A 19136-nucleotide genomic window follows, 5' to 3' on the forward strand; every position below is an offset into this window, starting at 1 on the left:
AAGGTATGGAAAAAATAAAGATAATAACGGATAGTACATCAGATCTACCAATGTATATAATAGAAAAATATGATATTGAAGTACTTCCACTCCTTGTTAGCTTTGGTGAAGAAACTTATCAAGATGGTGTGGGAATAAATTTACATACACTGTTGTCTAAAATGGATGGAAATAAAGATTTTCCAACAACAGCACAGGTAAATCCACAAAGATTTATGGAGTGTTATAAAAAATATCTTGATCAAGGATATAAGATAGTATCAATACATATTTCGTCAAAATTAAGTGGTACTTATCAATCAGCTTGTATAGCCAAAGATACATTAGAAACAGAAGATATTGTAGTAATAGATGGCTTCAATGTTACATCAGGGCTTGGAATTTTAGTAATGAAGTCAGCTGAACTAAAAGAAAAAGGTTTAGGAATATATGATATAGAAACAGAAATTAAAAATTTAATTCCTCATGTAAAAAGTGTATTGGCATTTGGAACAATGGACAATCTGATTAAAGGTGGTAGAATATCTAAAACTGCAGGGACTATAGCAAATATCTTAGGAATAAAACCAATAATTTCCATAGAAAATGGAGAATTGATTGTAATAGATAAAGTAAGAGGAAGTAAAAAAGCTATAAGATTTATACTAGATTATTTAGATAAAAAGGGTATAAAGCAGGGGGAAACCTCTGTACTTTTGCATGTAGAAAATAAAGATATTTTAGATAATCTAAGAGAAGATTTGAAAGAAAAAAATAATAAGTTTATTGAATGTGAAGTTGGATGTGTAGTTGGAGTATATGCAGGAGCAGGTGCTTGTGGTGTGTTTTTTATAGAAGATTTTTAATTAGAAACTTAAATTTGAAATTTATAACAAATAAGTTAAAAGCTATTGAAAAAAGCATAGCTATATAATATAATGTAATAGAAGCTATAAAGTTTGTTTATAATTAAATAAAGACAGATGAAGGTATAAAGAGATATCTTTAAGTGGATAGCCGTCGGGGAAATATAAAAAGAAGTATTTTTATAAAAACTCTCAGGCAAAGGGATTTATACTGGATGGAACTCTGAATAGTGAGTATATATTTTCCTAAGATTGTATTACACAACTAACAGTGTTAAACAGAGGCATGATGATAGAAGTATCATTATGTCTTTTTTTATATATAATTCAAGGAGGGGTTAATTATGGGGGATTTGAAGAAAACACCATTGTTTGATGTCTATCCAAGGTATGGAGGCAAAATTATAGATTTTGCTGGATGGGCACTTCCAGTTCAATATCAAGGTATAGTTGCTGAACATGAAGCAGTACGAAATGCAGCAGGTATTTTTGATGTATCACATATGGGAGAAGTAGAAGTTAAAGGCAAAGATGCTCTGAAATTTGTACAAAACATAATTACTAATGATGCTTCCATATTAGAAAATAATCAGGCACTCTATAGCCCAATATGTTATGAAAATGGAGGAACAGTAGATGACATATTAGTGTATAAATATGCTGATGATTATTTTTATATAGTTATTAATGCAGGTAATATAGATAAAGATTTTAAATGGATGATGGATCACAAATATAATTTAGATGTAGATATTGTAAACATATCTCCAGATATTTGTGAATTTGCTGTTCAAGGTCCAAAAGCCCAGATGATATTACAGAAGATTGTAAATATAGATTTAGAAAAGATAAAGTTTTTTTACTGTGAAAGAAATGTAAAAGTCAATAATATTGATTGTATGGTATCAAGAACGGGGTACACAGGGGAAGATGGCTTTGAAATATTTTGTAATGCTAAAGACGGGGAAAGCATATGGGTTAAACTTCTAGAGGTTGGAAAAGAGGATGGACTCATACCTGTGGGACTTGGATGTAGAGATACTTTGAGATTTGAAGCAAGTTTGCCTTTGTATGGCAATGAACTTACGGAGGATATAAGCCCTTTGGAAGCAGGAATTGGTTTTTTTGTAAAGTTAAATAAGGATGAATTTATAGGCAAGGAAGCATTGATGAAACAAAAATCTCAAGGATTAAAAAGAAAAATTGTTGGATTTGAAATGAAGGATAGAGGAATTCCAAGACATGGTTATAAGGTTCAAGTAAATGATGAGGAAATTGGATTTGTTACTACAGGATATAAATCACCTTCTTTAAATAAAAATATAGGACTTGCTCTTGTAAAAGCAGAATATGCAAATTTGGGAAAAGAAATAGAAATTATAATTAGAAATAAGGGTGTTAAGGCTGAAATAATAGATAAGAAATTTTATAAAAAGAATTATAAAAAGTAAGTTGATTAATGTTGGTTAAAACATAGAAATATTAAAAAAATTATATTAGGTAGGGGGAATAAGTATGAAAATTTTAGAAAATTTAAAGTACAGTAAGGATCACGAATGGGTGAAAGTTGAAGGAGATAAGGCATATATAGGTATTACAGATTTTGCTCAGCACTCTTTAGGGGATATTGTATTTGTTGAACTTCCAGAAGTTGATTCAGAATTAAATTCAGGAGAGGTGTTTGGAGTAGTTGAATCTGTAAAAGCAGCATCAGACATATATATGCCTATAAGCGGAAAAATAGTTAAAGTAAATGAAGACTTGGTTGATTCACCTGAATTAGTAAATGAAGATCCTTATAAGAATTGGATAATAATGATTAGCATTTCAGATACAGTACAGCTAAATGATTTAATAGATAGCAAGGCTTATGAAGACTTGTGTGGTAAGGAGGAATAGTATGTTTCCATATATACCTGTCACTCCTGAAGATGAAAAGGAAATGCTAAATAGTATTGGTTTAAATTCATTAGATGAACTTTTTTCAGATATTCCAGAAAGCATAAAACTTAAAAGGAGTTTAAGTTTACCAGGGGGATTATCAGAATTAGAACTTTTAAGATATTTAGATACCTTAGCTAATAAGAACTTAAGCACAAGTGAACTTACTTGCTTTTTAGGTGCAGGTGCTTATGATCATTACATTCCAGCTTTAATTAAACATATAGTTTCAAAATCAGAATTTTATACTGCATATACACCTTACCAGGCAGAAATAAGCCAAGGGACATTACAGTGCATATTTGAATATCAAAGTATGATTTGTGAACTTACAGGACTTGATGCTGCTAATGCTTCTATGTATGATGGAGCAACTGCTTGTACAGAAGCAGCTTTAATGGCAGTAGATAGTACAAGGAAGAAGAAAATATTAGTATCCAAAACTGTTCATCCAGAAACTAGAAAGGTAGTAGAAACTTATACAAAATTTAAAGATATAGAATTGATAGAAATAGATATGGAGGATGGAGTCACTGATTTAGAAAAATTAAAATCAGCTATAGATAACAAAACAGCTGGAGTTATATTACAAAATCCTAATTTCTTTGGAATAATAGAGGAGGTTAAAGAATTAGAAAAAATTACTCATGACAATAAGGCATTACTTATTATGAGTGTGGACCCTATATCTCTTGGCATATTGAAATCTCCAGGAGAATTAGGTGCAGATATAGCAGTTGGTGAAGGACAAAGCTTAGGAAATAATATGAGTTTTGGAGGTCCATATGTTGGCTTTATGGCAACTAAAGCAAAGCTTATGCGTAAAATGCCAGGAAGAATAGTAGGACAGACCCAAGACTTGGATGGAAGAAGAGGCTTTGTTTTAACTTTGCAAGCAAGGGAACAGCATATAAGAAGGGAAAAAGCAACTTCTAATATATGTTCAAATGAAGCTTTAAATGCCTTGGCTGCAGCGATATATCTTACTACTATGGGTAAAAAAGGAATCAAGGAAGTAGCTTATCAAAGCACACAAAAAGCTCATTATGCCTTTAATAAAGTTATTAATTCAGGAAAGTTTAAACCTTTATTTAATAAACCTTTCTTTAAGGAATTTGCATTAGTAAGTGAAAAGGAACCGGCAATTATAAATGGTGAATTGCTGAAAAATAAAATACTTGGAGGTTATCCTTTGAGTAGAGATTATGCTTCCTATAAAAATGCACTTCTTTTCTGCGTAACAGAGAAAAGGACAGCTCAGGAGATTGATAAATTAGTAAGTGTAATGGAGGGAGTATAAATGAAGGAATACAATAAATTGATTTTTGAAATTTCAAAGTCAGGAAGAGTTGCTTATACGCTTCCTAAATGTGATGTAGAATGTGAGGCTGTTGAAAATTTAATTCCTAAAGATATGCTAAAGACTAGTGATGTAGAACTCCCAGAAGTCAGTGAACCAGATGTAATAAGACATTTTACGCTTCTTGGGAATAAAAACTATGGAGTAGATAATGGCTTTTATCCTCTAGGCTCCTGTACAATGAAATACAACCCCAAAATAAATGAAGATATAGCTTCTAATCCACAATTTTTAAATATTCATCCATATCAAAGTGAGGATACCGTGCAAGGAGCACTTGAAATAATGTATGATTTGAGCAGTAAACTTTCAGAAATAGCTGGTATGGATTATGTTACACTTCAGCCAGCAGCAGGTGCTCATGGAGAGCTTACAGGACTTATGATAATTAAATCTTATCATAAAAAAAGGGGAGACTTGAAAAGAACAAAAATCATAGTTCCTGATTCTGCCCATGGAACAAATCCTGCTAGTGCTAATGTGGCTGGTTTCACTATAGTTGAAGTAAAATCTGATAAAAAAGGACTTGTGGATATAGAATCCTTAAAATCTGTATTAAATGATGAAATAGCAGGATTAATGTTAACAAATCCAAATACATTAGGCCTTTTTGATTCAAATATTAAATTGATATCAGATATGGTACATGAAGCAGGAGGACTTGTTTACTACGATGGTGCAAATTTAAATGCTATTATGGGAGAAGCAAGACCTGGAGATATGGGATTTGATGTAGTTCATATGAATCTTCATAAAACATTTTCAACACCACATGGAGGTGGAGGTCCAGGAAGTGGTCCTGTAGGAGTAAAAGAGAGGTTAGCTGAATTTTTGCCTATACCTATTATAGAAAAGAAAAAGGAAAAATATACTTTGAATTATGACAGGCCTTATTCTATTGGAAAAGTTAAAAGTTTTTATGGTAATTTTAATGTTATAGTAAAAGCTTACTCCTATGTGCTTACAATGGGAGCAGAAGGACTTAAAAAAGCTAGTGACATAGCTGTATTAAATGCCAATTATATAAAAAGTAAATTAAAGGATTATTATAATCAACCTATAGATAATATATGTAAACATGAATTTGTAATGGCAGGTTTAAAAGATGCACCTGAAGGTGTTAGTACTCTTGATGTAGCTAAAAGATTATTAGATTATGGATATCATCCACCAACAATATATTTTCCTTTAATTATTGATAGTGCATTGATGATAGAGCCTACAGAGACAGAAAGTAAGGAAACTTTGGATGGCTTCATAGATTCTATGATAAAAATAGCTGAAGAAGCTAGAGAAAATCCTGAAATATTAGTAAATGCACCACATAACACACCAATTAAAAGATTAGATGAAGTAAAAGCTGCTAGGAATCCTGTGATCAAATATAGTAAGAAAGCTTAGGTAATATACCCTAAATAGTCCACATTAAATAAGATTATAATATAAAATTGTTAAAAAAATAATTACTAATAATAATTAATAATCTATAAATAGCATTTATTTGTAAATTTAATTTCAAATAAATGCTATTTTGCTATGTTGCAATGTATAGCATTTTAACTGATAATGTGAATTTACTTATTCATATATCAGAAAATGGATCAAGCAATAGTCAGTAAATACAGATAATTGCATAATATTTGGATTAAAATGGATATCATGTATCCAAAAACGGAATAAATGCTATAAATAAATACAATAGTAAATGTTTTCAAAAATTATAGAAAAAAATGTGCCTATAATATATAATGATAATTGAAAAGAAGATTATTAAAAAACTTAATATATTAGGATGATGTTTTCGGGAGATTAAGTATAAAACTTAACAAAGTTTTGCTTTAAGAGTTTGCTTAGCTATATATTTTAAATATATAGTATCCTTTAATGGATAGCCGAAGGAGTAAGTATTGTTTTACCGTAATAATATGAACCTCTCAGGCAAAAGGACCGAAAACGGACAAATCTCTGGGAAGCGTTAAGCACCGAAGGAGTAAATCTCTCAGGTTAAAGGACAGAGACATAAAACGGAAGTTTTATGTCTCTGTTTTTATTTTTGTAAAGTAAAGCTTTACTCATGTTCAATTTTTATAAAAGGAGAGTAAAAAGTGGTGGAAGCAGTTATGATTATTACAAATAATCCCATGAGTAACAGTAAATTAGGTGATGCACATGAGGTAGATTTCATAGATGGTACCACTATGGATGTGTACACAAAGGTTAGAGATTATATCCATAAAGGACATGAATTATTGACTCATCCTTTAATGAGTAGTATTAAACCTAATGAAACTCCATATAGAACAGTGGTTATATCTAAGAATAGCCACAGTGTGGTGGATATGAAATCCTTAGGGTATATAGAAGAAGCTGTGCATACTACTGAAAAATTTTTAAAAAATTATGGAATACCCAATTGGACTAAGCAGGTAATAGAAGATTTTCAGCTTATAGATTATGATTTAGTGCAGCATGCACTGATGTAATTTTAATAGCTAAATTTGTTTTTAAATATTGAAGATTTTCTGTATTAACTTTAAAAAGGTAGGAGGTAATTTTATGGCACAAATTTATGAAACTATAATAATAGGAGGTGGACCAGCAGGATTATCAGCAGGGCTTTATGCAGCAAGATCTAGAATGGATACTTTAATTATTGAAAGAGCAAAGTATGGTGGACAGGCAACAACTACAGATGAATTAGAAAATTATCCAGGTTCCATAGAGGAATGTACAGGAACAACTTTAAGTAAGAGAATGAAAAAACAGGCAGAAGATTTTGGAACAAAATTTACAAAGGATGAAATAATAGAAGTAGATTTAGAAGGTGACATAAAAGTTGTAAAAGGTAAAAAGGAAACTTATGAAGCAAAAACTATAATAATAGCTACAGGAGCAAATCCTAAACTTTCAGGCTTTAAAAATGAAATTGAACTTAGAGGAAAAGGAATTTCTTATTGTGCAACTTGTGATGCTGACTTTTTTACAGAGCTAGATGTAGCTGTTATAGGAGGAGGAGATTCCGCAATAACAGAAGCAATATATCTTACAAAATTTGCAGAAAAGGTTACAGTAATTCATAGAAGAGATGCACTAAGAGCAGCAAAATCATTACAAGAAAAAGCTTTTGCTAATCCTAAAATAGAATTTATTTGGAATTCAACTATAGAAGAGGCTGTAGGTGATGAAATATTAGAAAAACTTATATTAAAAAATAAATTAACAGGTGAAACTAGTGAATTAAAAGTAGATGGATGCTTTGTATTTGTAGGATATGATCCAATATCATCTCTATTTGAAGGAAAATTAAATATGGAGAATGGCTATATTGTAACAGATGAAGATATGCAAACTAGTGTAGATGGAGTTTTTGCAGCAGGAGATGTAAGAAAAAAATCATTAAGGCAGGTAATAACTGCAGCAGCAGATGGAGCTATAGCAGCAACTATCGCTGAGCGTTATTTAGAAGAACATAAATAAAATATTTAGGAGGTCAAGAAAAATGATTGAATTAAACAAAGAGAATTTTGAAAGCGAAGTTTTAACTTACACTGAAAAACCAGTATTTGTTGATTTCTGGGGAGACAAATGTGAAATATGTAAAGAACTTATGCCAGGAGTACATGGTCTAGAAGAAAAGTATGGAGATAAAATAAAGTTTTCAAGCTTAAATATAAGCACTGCAAGAAGACTTGCTATAGGACAAAAAGTATTGGGTCTACCAACAATGATAATTTATAAAGATGGAGAGAAAGCAAATACAATTACTGCTGATAAAATTACTTCATTAGAAGATGTGGAAAGTTTTATAAAAACATATTATGACACATTATAATAAAAAAGGACAAGATTTAGATGAAATATCACCATCACCTTGTCAAAAATTAAGTAACGTTCATTAAAATCCTAATATATATAGATAAAAAATACAAGTAAAATTTAATACTATTAAAAATTAAAATAGTTAACAATTATAACAATTAATATTATTGATAGCAATAGGAAATTTTGTACCTATTGAAATAAATTTGGAGGTGAATACTTTGCGTTTAGAAGTTGGAAAAATTTATGTGAAGGACATTCAATTTGGAGCTGAAACAAAAGTTGAAAGTGGAATTCTTTATGTAAACAAGGAAGAGCTGTTAAAAGAAGTAGGTGGAGATGAAAGACTTAAAAGTATTGAGTTTGACATTGCAAAACCAGGCGAAGAAACAAGAATAATACCTGTAAAAGATGTTATCGAGCCAAGAGTTAAGGTAGAAGGTAAAGGTGGTATATTCCCAGGATTTATAAGCAAAGTAGATATGGTTGGTTCGGGAAGAACTCATGTGTTAAAGGGTGCAGCTATAGTAACTACTGGAAAAATAGTTGGATTCCAAGAAGGCATTATAGATATGAGTGGTGAAGGAGCAAAATATACTCCATTTTCAAAGACAAATAACCTAGTAATAACTTGTGAACCAAAGGAAGGCATTAATCAGCATGAGCATGAAGAAGCAGTAAGAATGGTTGGATTTAAAGCTGCTACTTATATTGGACAAGCTGGAAAGGACATAAAACCAGATGAAATTAAGACATATGAAACATTGCCATTATTAGAACAAGTTAAGCAATATCCTAATCTTCCAAAAGTAATATATGTTTATATGCTCCAAAGTCAAGGACTTTTACATGACACATATGTTTATGGAGTAGATGCAAAGAAAATAATACCAACATTTATATATCCAACAGAAATGTTTGATGGAGCTATTGTAAGTGGAAACTGTGTATCTGCTTGCGATAAGAATCCAAGTTATGTTCATATGAATCATCCAGTAATTGAAGACTTATATGAGCATCATGGAAAAGATTATAATTTCTTAGGGTGTATCGTAACAAATGAGAATGTTTACCTTGCAGATAAGGAAAGATCTTCAAATTATACTGCTAAGTTAGTAGAGTATCTAGGAGCTGATGCAGTAATTATATCAGAAGAAGGCTTTGGTAATCCGGATGCAGATTTAGTTATGAATTGTAACAAGATAAGCGATTTAGGTGTGAAAACTGTATTGATTACAGATGAATATGCAGGACAAGATGGAAGTTCACAATCATTAGCTGATTCAACACCAAAAGGTGATGCAGTAGTTACTGGGGGAAATGCTAATGAAGTTGTTGTATTACCACCAATGAAAAAAATAATAGGACATCCAGAAGTAGCAAATGTAATAGCTGGAGGACATGTAGGAAGTTTAAGAGAAGACGGTTCTATAGAAGCTGAAATTCAAGTTATAACTGGAGCTACTAGTGAAGTTGGATTTAATAAATTAACAGCTAAAGGATTCTAAATTTTAAAAATTACTAATTTAAGTAATAGGCTTTATATAAAATTATTGAAAGAAGGGTGATTATATATGTTACAAGGGAAAAAAGTTATAGCAGTAGGAGATAGAGATGGAATACCAGGACCAGCTATTGAAGCTTGTGTTAAATCAGCTGGAGCAGAAGTGGTTTTTGCATCAACAGAGTGCTTTGTTTGAACAGCCGCAGGTGCTATGGATCTGGAGATCCAACAAAGAGTAAAAGATTTAACTGAAAAACATGGTGCAGAAAATGTAGTTGTAGTAATTGGAGGAGCTGAGGCAGAAGCTTCAGGACTTTCAGCAGAAACAGTAAGTGCTGGAGACCCAACATTTGCAGGTCCACTTGCTGGAGTAGAGCTAGGATTGGCAGTTTACCATATAGTTGAACCAGAAATAAAAGATGAATGTGATGCTGCTGTTTATGATGAACAGTGTGGAATGATGGAAATGGTTCTTGATGTGGATGCTATTATTGGAGAAGTTAAAACTGTAAGAGAACAATATTCAAAATTTTAATTAGTAAAAATAATTGATCTTTAATAAAAAATAGTCTAAATATGTGAAAGTGCTAAAAAGGAGGGGAATATTAGATGCTTAAAGTTGTTCATTATATAAATCAGTTTTATGGAGGCATAGGTGGAGAAGAAAAAGCAGATGTAAAACCAGAAATTAGGGAAGGTTTTGTAGGTCCTGGAATGGGGCTTAATGGATTGTTAAAAAAAGGTGATGCTGAAATTGTCGCTACAGTAGTGTGCGGTGATTCTTATTATAACGAAAATGAAAAAGAGGCTAAGGCCGAAGTATTAGACATGATTAAAAAATACAATCCAGATTTATTTATAGCAGGACCTGCATTTAATGCTGGAAGATATGGTGTTGCTTGTGGTTCTATAGCTAAAGAGGTTTCAGAAAAGTTAAATATGCCAGTAGTTTCAGCTATGTATATTGAAAATCCAGGGGCGGATATGTATAAAAAAGATATATATATAGTAGAAACTAAAAATAGTGCTGCTGGTATGAGAGATGCTCTTCCTAAAATAGTAAACTTGGCATTAAAGCTTGCTAAAGGTGAAGAAATAGGATCACCTGAAGAAGAACATTTTATAGAAAGAGGAATAAGAAAAAATTATTTTCATGAAGAAAGAGGCTCAAAAAGAGCTGTTGATATGCTTATAAAGAAAATAAATGGAGAAAAATTTGTTACAGAATTTAAAATGCCTGTATTTGATAGAGTAGATCCTGTTGCTCCAGTGGCAGATGTTTCAAAGGCAAAAATAGCTATAGTAACATCTGGTGGTATAGTTCCAAAGGGAAATCCAGATCATATTGAATCATCAAGTGCTTCAAAGTTTGGAAAGTATGATATAGAAGGAATTGAAAACTTAACAGATGAAACTAACGAAACAGCACATGGAGGATATGATCCGACTTATGCTAATGCTGATTCAGATAGAGTTCTTCCAGTGGATGTTCTAAGAAAGATGGAGAAAGAAGGAAAAATAGGCTCTCTTCACAGATATTATTATTCCACTGTTGGAAATGGAACAGCTGTGGCTTCTTCCAAAAAATTTGGAGAAAATATAGCTAAAGAATTAATAGCTGACGGAGTTGATGCAGTTATATTAACGTCTACTTGAGGAACTTGTACACGTTGCGGTGCAACAATGGTAAAAGAAATTGAACGTGCTGGACTTCCAATAGTTCACATGTGTACAGTAGTTCCAATATCTTTAACAGTAGGAGCAAACAGAATAGTTCCTACAATAGCAATACCTCATCCACTTGGAAATCCATCATTAGATGATAAGGATGAGTTTGAATTAAGATATCATTTGGTAGAGAGAGCATTAAAAGCTCTACAAACACCAGTAGACAAACAAACGGTCTTTGAAAAATAAAAAGAGACTAGGTACTTGAAATAAGCATATTGCAACACAAGTGAATGTAAGCGAAGTAACTTTCAACTGCATTCCGGCTGATATATGCTGTGAAGGAAAACTCACTTCATTAAGAAGTTCTAATGCTTGAGATATTCAAAAATTTGTTCGAATCTTCCTTCACAACATATATCAGTCTCCATACAGTTGAAAGTTACTTCTTAGTACATTGCGTGTACACATAATACATATTATTGTATGACTTCCAATAAAAAGCTCAGCTTTCATAATACCTATTATCTAGATTATTTATATTTCAGCTATTTTAATAATAATCTATGGTGTAGTTTGCAAAAACAATAAATTTGTTAATTATTACCTTGTAATTATGTGTGTACACTTGAATTTGATAGTTTTGATTTTAACTTTTATGCAGTGATATATGATAAGTGTGGCATCACATTAGCTAAATTGTTTTAGTATTATTCTTAGTTCTAAGTTTTGGAAAGCCTTAGAACTTTAGTCTTGTTTGAGGGAACCGAGTTTGACAAAGTTCTTAGGCTTTCCAAAACTTAGAACTTTAGAATAATTAAAATATTTAGCCGTGATGACACACTTATCATATATCACGGAGTAAAAGTTAAAATCAAAACTTCCACTGTATCTTGTGTAGCATAATTTTTAAAATATAGCTATTAATTAGTCTAATTTTATAGATTTCAATTAGAAATAAGGAGGGGTTTATAAATGAGTTTTCCAGTTGTAAAAAAAGCTTCTTATATTTTGGTAAATACACCAGATATGGTAATACACAATGGTACTACTCAAACTTTAGAAAGGGAAACAAATCCAGATTCAGATTATTTGAAGGGATTAAAAGATCATCTAAGATCTTTTGAAGATGCAGTAGGTTATGCACCAAATCAAACATACATAGGAAATTTAACTCCAGAGCAATTAGGTGAATTAAAAAGGCCATGGCATGGTAGCAATATTGAAGGCGCATCAAGGTTTGGAAAATTTGGCGAAATAATGCCTCAAGATGAGTTCTATGGACTTTTAAAAATTTCAGATGTATTTGATTTGGTAATTCTCGAAAAGTCTTTTACTGAAACAGTTAAGGAAAAGTTTAAAGCACATCCAATTTTAAATACAAAGGTAGAAGAATTAAAACAGGGAGAAGATGGAGCTGTTATAGAGAAGCTGGTAGATGACAAGGTAGCAGAAGGTTTGTATGAAAATGGTAAAATTGTAGGTTGCATTAAGAGAGCACACGAATTTGATACCAATCTTTCCTCCCATGTAATGCTTGAAAATCTTGTAGTTAAGGCATCAGGAGTTTTGGCATTAGTACATCTTGTAAAAAATTCTGGAGTAGATGTAAATGAAGTAGGTTATTTGATAGAATGTTCAGAAGAAGCTATTGGTGATATGAATCAAAGAGGTGGCGGAAATGTAGCTAAAGCTTGTGGAGAAATAGCAGGAATAAGTGGTGCTACAGGAGTTGATATGAGAGGATTCTGTGCAGGGCCAAGCCATGCATTAATAACAGCATCTGCTCTTGTAAAGTCAGGAATATATAAGAATGTAATAATATTTGCAGGAGGATGTACTGCAAAGCTTGGTATGAATGGTAAAGATCATATAAAGAAAGGAATACCAGTTCTTGAAGATTGTATAGGTGGATTTGCAGTACTTGTATCAGAAAATGATGGCGTAAGTCCAGTACTTAGAACCGATATAATAGGAAGACATACTATAGGTCACGGTGCAGCACCTCAAGCTGTAATAGAAGCTTTAGTTTTAAATCCTTTAACAAGTAATGGAATGAAAATTACAGATGTAGATAAATATGCTCCAGAAATGCAAACACCTGATATAACTGAACCAGCAGGTGCAGGTGATGTTCCAACACAAAATTATAAAATGATAGGAGCTTTGGCAGTTAAGAGTGGACAGTTAGATAGAAAAGAATTGCCTAATTTTGTAAAACAACATGGATATCCAGGATTTGCTCCTACTCAAGGACATATTCCATCTGGAGTTCCAATAATAGGACATGGTATAGAGCATATAATGAATGGAACCTTAAAGAATTTCATGGTTATAGGAAAAGGAAGTCTTTTCTTAGGAAGAATGACAAATTTATTTGATGGAGTTTCAATACTTGTAGAGAAAAATACAGGCTTAGTGGAAGAGAGCAGTAGTGCTTCTAAGGAAGAAATCAAAAAAATGATAGCAGAAGAAATGAAAAAATTTGCAGAACAGCTTATGAAATAAAAAGGGGGTGAGTACCTTGGATAGCACAAAAAAAATAATAGCTGAAGTCTTTAATGAAATAGCAGAAGGTATTGAAAGTGGAAATTTTTCAAAAAAAGTTAAAATAGGACTTACAACTTTTGGATCAGAGCATGGCGTAGAAGAAATGATAAAGGCAGCTGAAATGGCTAAGAGTAAGTATGGAGATTTTGATGTTGTGCTTATAGGATCTAAAATTGATTGTGACTTAGAAGTAGTAGAAGCTGAAGATGCAGAAGATGGACATAAAAAAATGGTAGAACTGCTAGAAAAAAAGCAATTGGATGGTTGTGTAACTCAACATTTTGATTTCCCAATAGGGGTTTCTACAGTTGGAAAACTAGTGACACCAGCTTTAGGAAAAGAATTAATCCTTGCAACAACTACAGGAACTACATCTACAAATAGAGTAGAAGGTATGATAAAGAATGCTATATCTGGAATTGCAGTAGCAAAGGCAGTAGGTATAAAAGAGCCTACTGTAGGAATACTTAATATAGATGGAGCAAGAACTGTAGAAAGATCATTAATGGAACTTCAACATGGGGGATATGATATTAAATTTGCAGAATCCTTAAGAGCAGATGGTGGAGCGGTAATGAGAGGCAATGATATTTTAACAGGAACACCAGATGTTATGATATGTGATTCTTTAACAGGAAATCTCATGGTTAAGATATTTTCATCATTTACAACTGGAGGAAATTATGAGACTTTAGGCTATGGATATGGACCAGGAATAGGTGAAAATTATGATAAACTTATAAATATAGTTTCTCGTGCTTCAGGAGCACCACTTATATGTGAAGCATTAAGATATTGTGCAACTTGTGCTAAAAACCATGTGCTTATAAAAGCATCAACTGAGTTTAAATTAGCGAATACAGCAGGTTTAAATAATATTATAGATAAATTATTAGCAAAGGATAAACCAGCAGTATCAGAAAAAGTTGAAATTCCAACTAAAAAGGTAGTTACCTTTGCTATACCAGGAATAGATATATTGGATCTTGATGATGCATGTAAGGCATTATGGAGAGAAGATATATATTCAGAAAGCGGTATGGGATGCACAGGCCCTGTGATATTGGTAAATGAACAGGATGGAGATAAGGCTATAGAAGTATTGAAGAAAACAGGATATAAATAATTTGCAATTTTAAGGCTTTATAGTAATAAAATTTCTATAAGGCCTTATTATTTAGCTTTAAAATTGGTATAATATACATGTTTGATTTATGAATTTTAGTATAAGCTATGCTAAATAGTCATAAGATATTAATATGTGCTATTATATTTATAAATAATTGTTTAAATTGCAAGTTGTGGTTTTAGTTCCCTTATAATGTAATTTATTTGATGAAAATTATATTATTAAAAAGCAGGGAAAGTTTAACCTTTTGTAGAATATTTTATCACATATATAAAACAAATATATCTTAATTTTAGGAGGAGTTTTTAAATGAATAAGAAAAAGTTAACAGCATTATGTGTAAGTGCTATAATGGCAGTTTCATTATTTGCAGGCTGTGGTTCAAGTCAGCAGCAAGGGGGATCTGGATCATCAACAGCAAAAACAGTTAAAGTAGGTCTTGCAACTGATGAAGGTGGATTAAATGATAAATCATTTAACCAAGCAGCTGATGAAGGAATAAAGAAGGCTAAAGATGAACTAAAAACTATAGACTATAAAGCTATTGAATCAAAGAAAAAGGATGAATATCAACCTAACCTTCAAGCTTTAGTAGATAATAAGTCAGATATAATATTTGGAGTTGGATATCAAATGGGAGATGCTATGACTGACATAGCTAAAAAATATCCAGACAAGAAATTTGCTATAATAGACTCAGAAGTTAAGTTGAAAAATGTTGCTTCACTTACTTTTAAAGAAGAAGAAGGTTCTTTTTTAGTAGGCCTCATAGCTGGTAAAACAACGAAATCAAATAAGATAGGATTTATTGGTGGAAAAGATTTTGAATTAATCAATAAATTTGCAGCTGGATATATGGCTGGAGCTAAAACTGTAAATCCAAATGTACAATTTGATATAAGATATGCAAATGACTATGCTAATCCAACTAAAGGTGAAGAGCTTGCAACTAGCATGTACAATGGTGGATGCGATGTAATTTACCATGCAGCAGGTGGTACTGGTCTTGGATTATTTAAAGCTACTAAGAGTATGACTAAGGCAGATAAGAAACTTTGGGCTATAGGAGTTGACCAAGATCAAGCTGTTAAAGTACCAGAATATGCAGATGTTATACTTAGTAGTATGATGAAGAGAGTTGATACTGCAACTTATGATACAGTTAAGGGTATTGCTAAAGATTCAAAATTTGCTGGTGGAACAACTAAGGTATATGGTTTAAAAGAAAATGGTGTTGATATAGCTCCAAGTTCAAACAAGAACGTACCAAAAGATATATTGGATTTAGTTGCAAAATACAAGACTGCTATAATAGATGGAAAAGTAAAAGTACCAACAACTAAAGACGAAGCAGCAAAATTTGTAGCACCAACAATATAGTAATATAATGAGAGCTAAGTTGCATTGCTTAGCTCTTTTTTCATATGCAATATTTTTAAGAGGACAGAGGACAATTGACAGAGGACAGTGAAGGAGGATTTTTCTCCGTCACACTACGAAAAACCTTTAATTAAATTTTTAATGGTTCGTTTCGCTAAAGCGAAACATTGCTGACTTATATAAATTTAAAGATTCTTTTGCGTTAGCAAAAAATCAACCTTCATTGTCCTCTGTCCTTTGTCAATTGTCCTCTCAAAAAAGTTGAGTTTTTAATATTTGAAGTTATTTTTTATATCTCGATTTTTTCATGGTATAATAATATTGATAAACTTAAAACATAAAAGAAATGGGGTGGAGATATGAATATGGATTTCAGCTTGAATTTAACTCAGGAACAAAAATTAATAATGACTCAAGAAATGCAATTATCGGTTAAATTGCTTCAAATGTCTAGTTTTGAGCTCCAAGAATATGTTGAAAAAGAAGTCCAGGAAAATCCAGTATTGGATGCTAAAGTTGGTACACAAAGCAATGAAGACCATAAAGAAATTGATTATAAACAGTTAATTAAGTATTTTGAATTTGACAACTACAGCCACCATAACTATGAAAAGAATGACGATGATGAAGTTTCTCCATTTAATTTTATATCAGAAAAGAAGTCTCTTAAAGAATATTTGCAGGAGCAGATAAGAGATTTAAATGAAAAGGATTACGTAAAAGCTGTTTGTTTGTATATAGTTGAGAATATAGATGCAAGAGGGTATTTGGATGTTTCGGATAAGGAAATAATAGAAGAACTTAAAATATCAAAGAAGCTTGCAGATTATTCTATAAAAACAATACAATCATTAGAGCCTGATGGCATAGGTGCAAAAGATTTAAAGGATTGTTTAAAGATACAAATAAATAAAAAAGGATTAGAAGATGAGAATATATATAAAATAATTGATGAATATCTGGAACTTCTAGCAGAAAATAAATATAATGTTATAGCAAAATATTTAAATATAGATGTAAAAAAAGCGCAGGAGTATGGTGATATAATAAAATCTTTAAGACCAAGGCCTTCTAGTGGTTTTTATACTGGAGAAGATGTAAAATACATAGTACCAGATGCTCAAATTAGAAAAATAGATAACGAATATTACATAATTATGAATGAAGATGCTGCACCTAAGCTTAGCATAAATGCAATGTATAAAGAAATTATTCAAAATGAAAATGATAAAAATGCAGTGGATTATGTGAAAGAAAAATTGAATAGTGCTATTTTTTTAATAAAAAGTATACAGCATAGAAAAAGTACTATATATAGAGTTTTGGAAAAAATATTAGAACTTCAAAGAGATTACTTTGAATATGGAGATAAATATTTAAAACCTATGACATTAAAAGAAATTTCAGAAAGCTTAGAGATGCATGAATCAACTGTTAGTAGGGCAATAAGAGATAAATATATATATACCAATAATGGTACCATAAAGATTAAAGATTTATTTACTACTGGATTATCTAAATCTAGTACAGGCGAAGATGTATCTACAAGAATAATAAAAGATGCTATAAAAGATTTAATAGATAAAGAAAATAAGGAGAAACCTTTATCAGATCAAGCTATATGTGATATATTAACTGGTAAAGGTATGAATATTTCAAGAAGAACTGTAGCAAAATATAGAGAGGAAATTGGAATAAAGTCATCAAAAGGGAGAAAAAGATTCTAAATTCTCCCTATTGTTCACGATTTATTCACACTTTTTTTAAAAATACTATTTAAAAAATTATTTATTTATTTTATAATATAAGTGGGACATAAATCAAAGCACTGGGACATAAGATGACCAGAGGGGTGTTTATATGGAGCAATTATTAAAATTACAACAAAAGATAGTACCAGAACTTATAGAATTACTTGAGAAAAGATATAACATACTTAGAACTATATACTATAATCAGCCTATTGGAAGAAGAGTATTAGCTAATAATTTAGGAATAGGAGAAAGAATAGTAAGGACAGAAATAAATTTCCTAAAAAATCAAAATTTTATTGAGATAAATACTCCAGGTATGAGTATAACAAAAAATGGTGAAGAAATAATTGATAAACTTAAGGATTTTATTCATGAAATAAAAGGTTTATCAGATATCGAAAATGCTATAAAAGAAAGCTTAAAATTAAAGGATGTCATAATTGTTCCAGGAGATGTATATGAAGATAAAACTGTAATGAATGAACTTGGAAGGACAGCAGCTTCATATTTAAAAAATGCTATTAAGTCTGATAGCATAATTGGTGTTACTGGTGGTTTTACTATTAAAGAAGTAATAGATAACATGCCTAAAATTACACATGTAAAAAATGTAATGGTAGTTCCTGCTAGAGGTGGACTTGGAAGAAATGTGGAAATTCAAGCAAATACATTAGCAGCAAAGCTCTCAGATAAGATAGAAGGAACTTATAAATTACTTCATGTTCCTGAGAATTTAAGTGATAAAGCTATGAGTGCTATGATGGAAGAAGAAGATATAAAAAGTATACTAAGTATTATACATAATGCCAATATGCTAATATATGGAATCGGAAGAGCTGATCAAATGGCTCAAAGAAGAGGGCTTTCTAGCGAAGAAATACAAAAAATAGAAGAAGTTGGAGCTGTAGGAGAAGCTTTTGGATATTACTTTAATAAAAAAGGTGATATTGTTTATGCTACTTCAAGTATAGGAGCTAGAATTGATGATATTTCCAATATTGAAACTCGTATAGCTGTATCTGGCGGAAAAAATAAAGCAGAAGCTATAATTTCTACAGAAATAAACAATAATAATAGTGTACTTATTACTGACGAAGGAGCAGCAAGAGAAATACTAAGTATTATAAAATAGTCAACAAATTTTAACTTATATTATATATAAAAGAATTTATAAATTTAGGAGGAA

General features: G+C 31.2%; 16 protein-coding genes and 2 riboswitches. All 16 genes read left to right on the forward strand.

The window, feature by feature from the left end; translation table 11 throughout:
• Window positions 1-5 precede the first annotated feature (5 nt).
• The 16 genes from EG57_RS0204180 (at window position 6) to EG57_RS0204265 (ending at window position 19082) form a co-directional block, all read left to right on the forward strand.
• On the forward strand, window positions 6-845 hold the full coding sequence (locus tag EG57_RS0204180) for a DegV family protein (RefSeq protein ID WP_032076029.1): 840 nt from the start codon (window positions 6-8) through the stop codon (window positions 843-845).
• Window positions 846-962: 117 nt separating this feature from the next.
• Window positions 963-1063, forward strand: a riboswitch (glycine riboswitch).
• A 126-nt stretch (window positions 1064-1189) separates the two neighbouring features.
• The gene (gene gcvT / locus EG57_RS0204185; protein ID WP_032076030.1) at window positions 1190-2296 is read left to right on the forward strand and encodes a glycine cleavage system aminomethyltransferase GcvT; all 1107 of its coding nucleotides are present in this window, start codon (window positions 1190-1192) and stop codon (window positions 2294-2296) included.
• A 64-nt stretch (window positions 2297-2360) separates the two neighbouring features.
• Entirely contained in the window at window positions 2361-2744 is a 384-nt protein-coding gene (gene gcvH / locus EG57_RS0204190; RefSeq protein ID WP_032076031.1) for a glycine cleavage system protein GcvH, read from the forward strand.
• Window position 2745: 1 nt separating this feature from the next.
• The gene (gene gcvPA / locus EG57_RS0204195; protein ID WP_032076032.1) at window positions 2746-4086 is read left to right on the forward strand and encodes an aminomethyl-transferring glycine dehydrogenase subunit GcvPA; all 1341 of its coding nucleotides are present in this window, start codon (window positions 2746-2748) and stop codon (window positions 4084-4086) included.
• Window positions 4087-5547 (forward strand): aminomethyl-transferring glycine dehydrogenase subunit GcvPB, encoded by a 1461-nt coding sequence (gene gcvPB / locus EG57_RS0204200; protein WP_032076033.1) that lies wholly within the window; start codon window positions 4087-4089, stop codon window positions 5545-5547.
• Window positions 5548-5938: 391 nt separating this feature from the next.
• A riboswitch (glycine riboswitch) is annotated at window positions 5939-6106 on the forward strand.
• Window positions 6107-6266: 160 nt separating this feature from the next.
• Window positions 6267-6629, forward strand: coding sequence for a GrdX family protein (locus EG57_RS0204205; protein ID WP_414629339.1), 363 nt, complete (start codon window positions 6267-6269; stop codon window positions 6627-6629).
• 73 nt (window positions 6630-6702) lie between these two features.
• On the forward strand, window positions 6703-7623 hold the full coding sequence (trxB, locus tag EG57_RS0204210) for a thioredoxin-disulfide reductase (protein ID WP_032076034.1): 921 nt from the start codon (window positions 6703-6705) through the stop codon (window positions 7621-7623).
• A gap of 22 nt (window positions 7624-7645) precedes the next feature.
• Complete coding sequence (gene trxA / locus EG57_RS0204215) at window positions 7646-7978, forward strand: thioredoxin TrxA (protein WP_032076035.1); 333 nt, start codon at window positions 7646-7648, stop codon at window positions 7976-7978.
• Window positions 7979-8186: 208 nt separating this feature from the next.
• Entirely contained in the window at window positions 8187-9473 is a 1287-nt protein-coding gene (locus EG57_RS0204220; RefSeq protein WP_032076036.1) for a glycine/sarcosine/betaine reductase component B subunit, read from the forward strand.
• Window positions 9474-9539: 66 nt separating this feature from the next.
• Complete coding sequence (gene grdA, locus EG57_RS0204230) at window positions 9540-10004, forward strand: glycine/sarcosine/betaine reductase complex selenoprotein A (RefSeq protein ID WP_082085123.1); 465 nt, start codon at window positions 9540-9542, stop codon at window positions 10002-10004.
• A gap of 74 nt (window positions 10005-10078) precedes the next feature.
• On the forward strand, window positions 10079-11386 hold the full coding sequence (gene grdB / locus EG57_RS0204235; RefSeq protein WP_084572154.1) for a glycine reductase complex selenoprotein B: 1308 nt from the start codon (window positions 10079-10081) through the stop codon (window positions 11384-11386).
• Window positions 11387-12112: 726 nt separating this feature from the next.
• Window positions 12113-13645 (forward strand): glycine/sarcosine/betaine reductase complex component C subunit beta, encoded by a 1533-nt coding sequence (grdC, locus tag EG57_RS0204245; RefSeq protein ID WP_032076039.1) that lies wholly within the window; start codon window positions 12113-12115, stop codon window positions 13643-13645.
• Between the two features lie 16 nt (window positions 13646-13661).
• Window positions 13662-14813: a glycine/sarcosine/betaine reductase complex component C subunit alpha gene (grdD, locus tag EG57_RS0204250; RefSeq protein ID WP_032076040.1), complete on the forward strand. Its 1152-nt coding sequence runs from the start codon at window positions 13662-13664 to the stop codon at window positions 14811-14813.
• 312 nt (window positions 14814-15125) lie between these two features.
• Window positions 15126-16196, forward strand: coding sequence for a BMP family lipoprotein (locus EG57_RS0204255; protein WP_032076041.1), 1071 nt, complete (start codon window positions 15126-15128; stop codon window positions 16194-16196).
• 365 nt (window positions 16197-16561) lie between these two features.
• A complete protein-coding gene (gene rpoN / locus EG57_RS0204260) occupies window positions 16562-17923 on the forward strand; it encodes an RNA polymerase factor sigma-54 (protein WP_200880529.1) in 1362 nt (453 codons plus the stop codon).
• Between the two features lie 133 nt (window positions 17924-18056).
• Window positions 18057-19082: a sugar-binding transcriptional regulator gene (locus tag EG57_RS0204265; RefSeq protein WP_032076043.1), complete on the forward strand. Its 1026-nt coding sequence runs from the start codon at window positions 18057-18059 to the stop codon at window positions 19080-19082.
• Window positions 19083-19136 lie beyond the last annotated feature (54 nt).

The sequence above is a fragment of the Clostridium drakei genome (assembly GCF_000633595.2).
Classification (GTDB): domain Bacteria; phylum Bacillota; class Clostridia; order Clostridiales; family Clostridiaceae; genus Clostridium_AM; species Clostridium_AM drakei.

Coding starts and splice junctions, on each gene's coding strand:
- EG57_RS0204180 (WP_032076029.1), top strand. CDS start 6: ATGGAAAAAATAAAGATAATAACGGATAGTACATCAGATCTACCAATG.
- gcvT (WP_032076030.1), top strand. CDS start 1,190: ATGGGGGATTTGAAGAAAACACCATTGTTTGATGTCTATCCAAGGTAT.
- gcvH (WP_032076031.1), top strand. CDS start 2,361: ATGAAAATTTTAGAAAATTTAAAGTACAGTAAGGATCACGAATGGGTG.
- gcvPA (WP_032076032.1), top strand. CDS start 2,746: ATGTTTCCATATATACCTGTCACTCCTGAAGATGAAAAGGAAATGCTA.
- gcvPB (WP_032076033.1), top strand. CDS start 4,087: ATGAAGGAATACAATAAATTGATTTTTGAAATTTCAAAGTCAGGAAGA.
- EG57_RS0204205 (WP_414629339.1), top strand. CDS start 6,267: ATGATTATTACAAATAATCCCATGAGTAACAGTAAATTAGGTGATGCA.
- trxB (WP_032076034.1), top strand. CDS start 6,703: ATGGCACAAATTTATGAAACTATAATAATAGGAGGTGGACCAGCAGGA.
- trxA (WP_032076035.1), top strand. CDS start 7,646: ATGATTGAATTAAACAAAGAGAATTTTGAAAGCGAAGTTTTAACTTAC.
- grdC (WP_032076039.1), top strand. CDS start 12,113: ATGAGTTTTCCAGTTGTAAAAAAAGCTTCTTATATTTTGGTAAATACA.
- EG57_RS0204255 (WP_032076041.1), top strand. CDS start 15,126: ATGAATAAGAAAAAGTTAACAGCATTATGTGTAAGTGCTATAATGGCA.
- rpoN (WP_200880529.1), top strand. CDS start 16,562: ATGGATTTCAGCTTGAATTTAACTCAGGAACAAAAATTAATAATGACT.
- EG57_RS0204265 (WP_032076043.1), top strand. CDS start 18,057: ATGGAGCAATTATTAAAATTACAACAAAAGATAGTACCAGAACTTATA.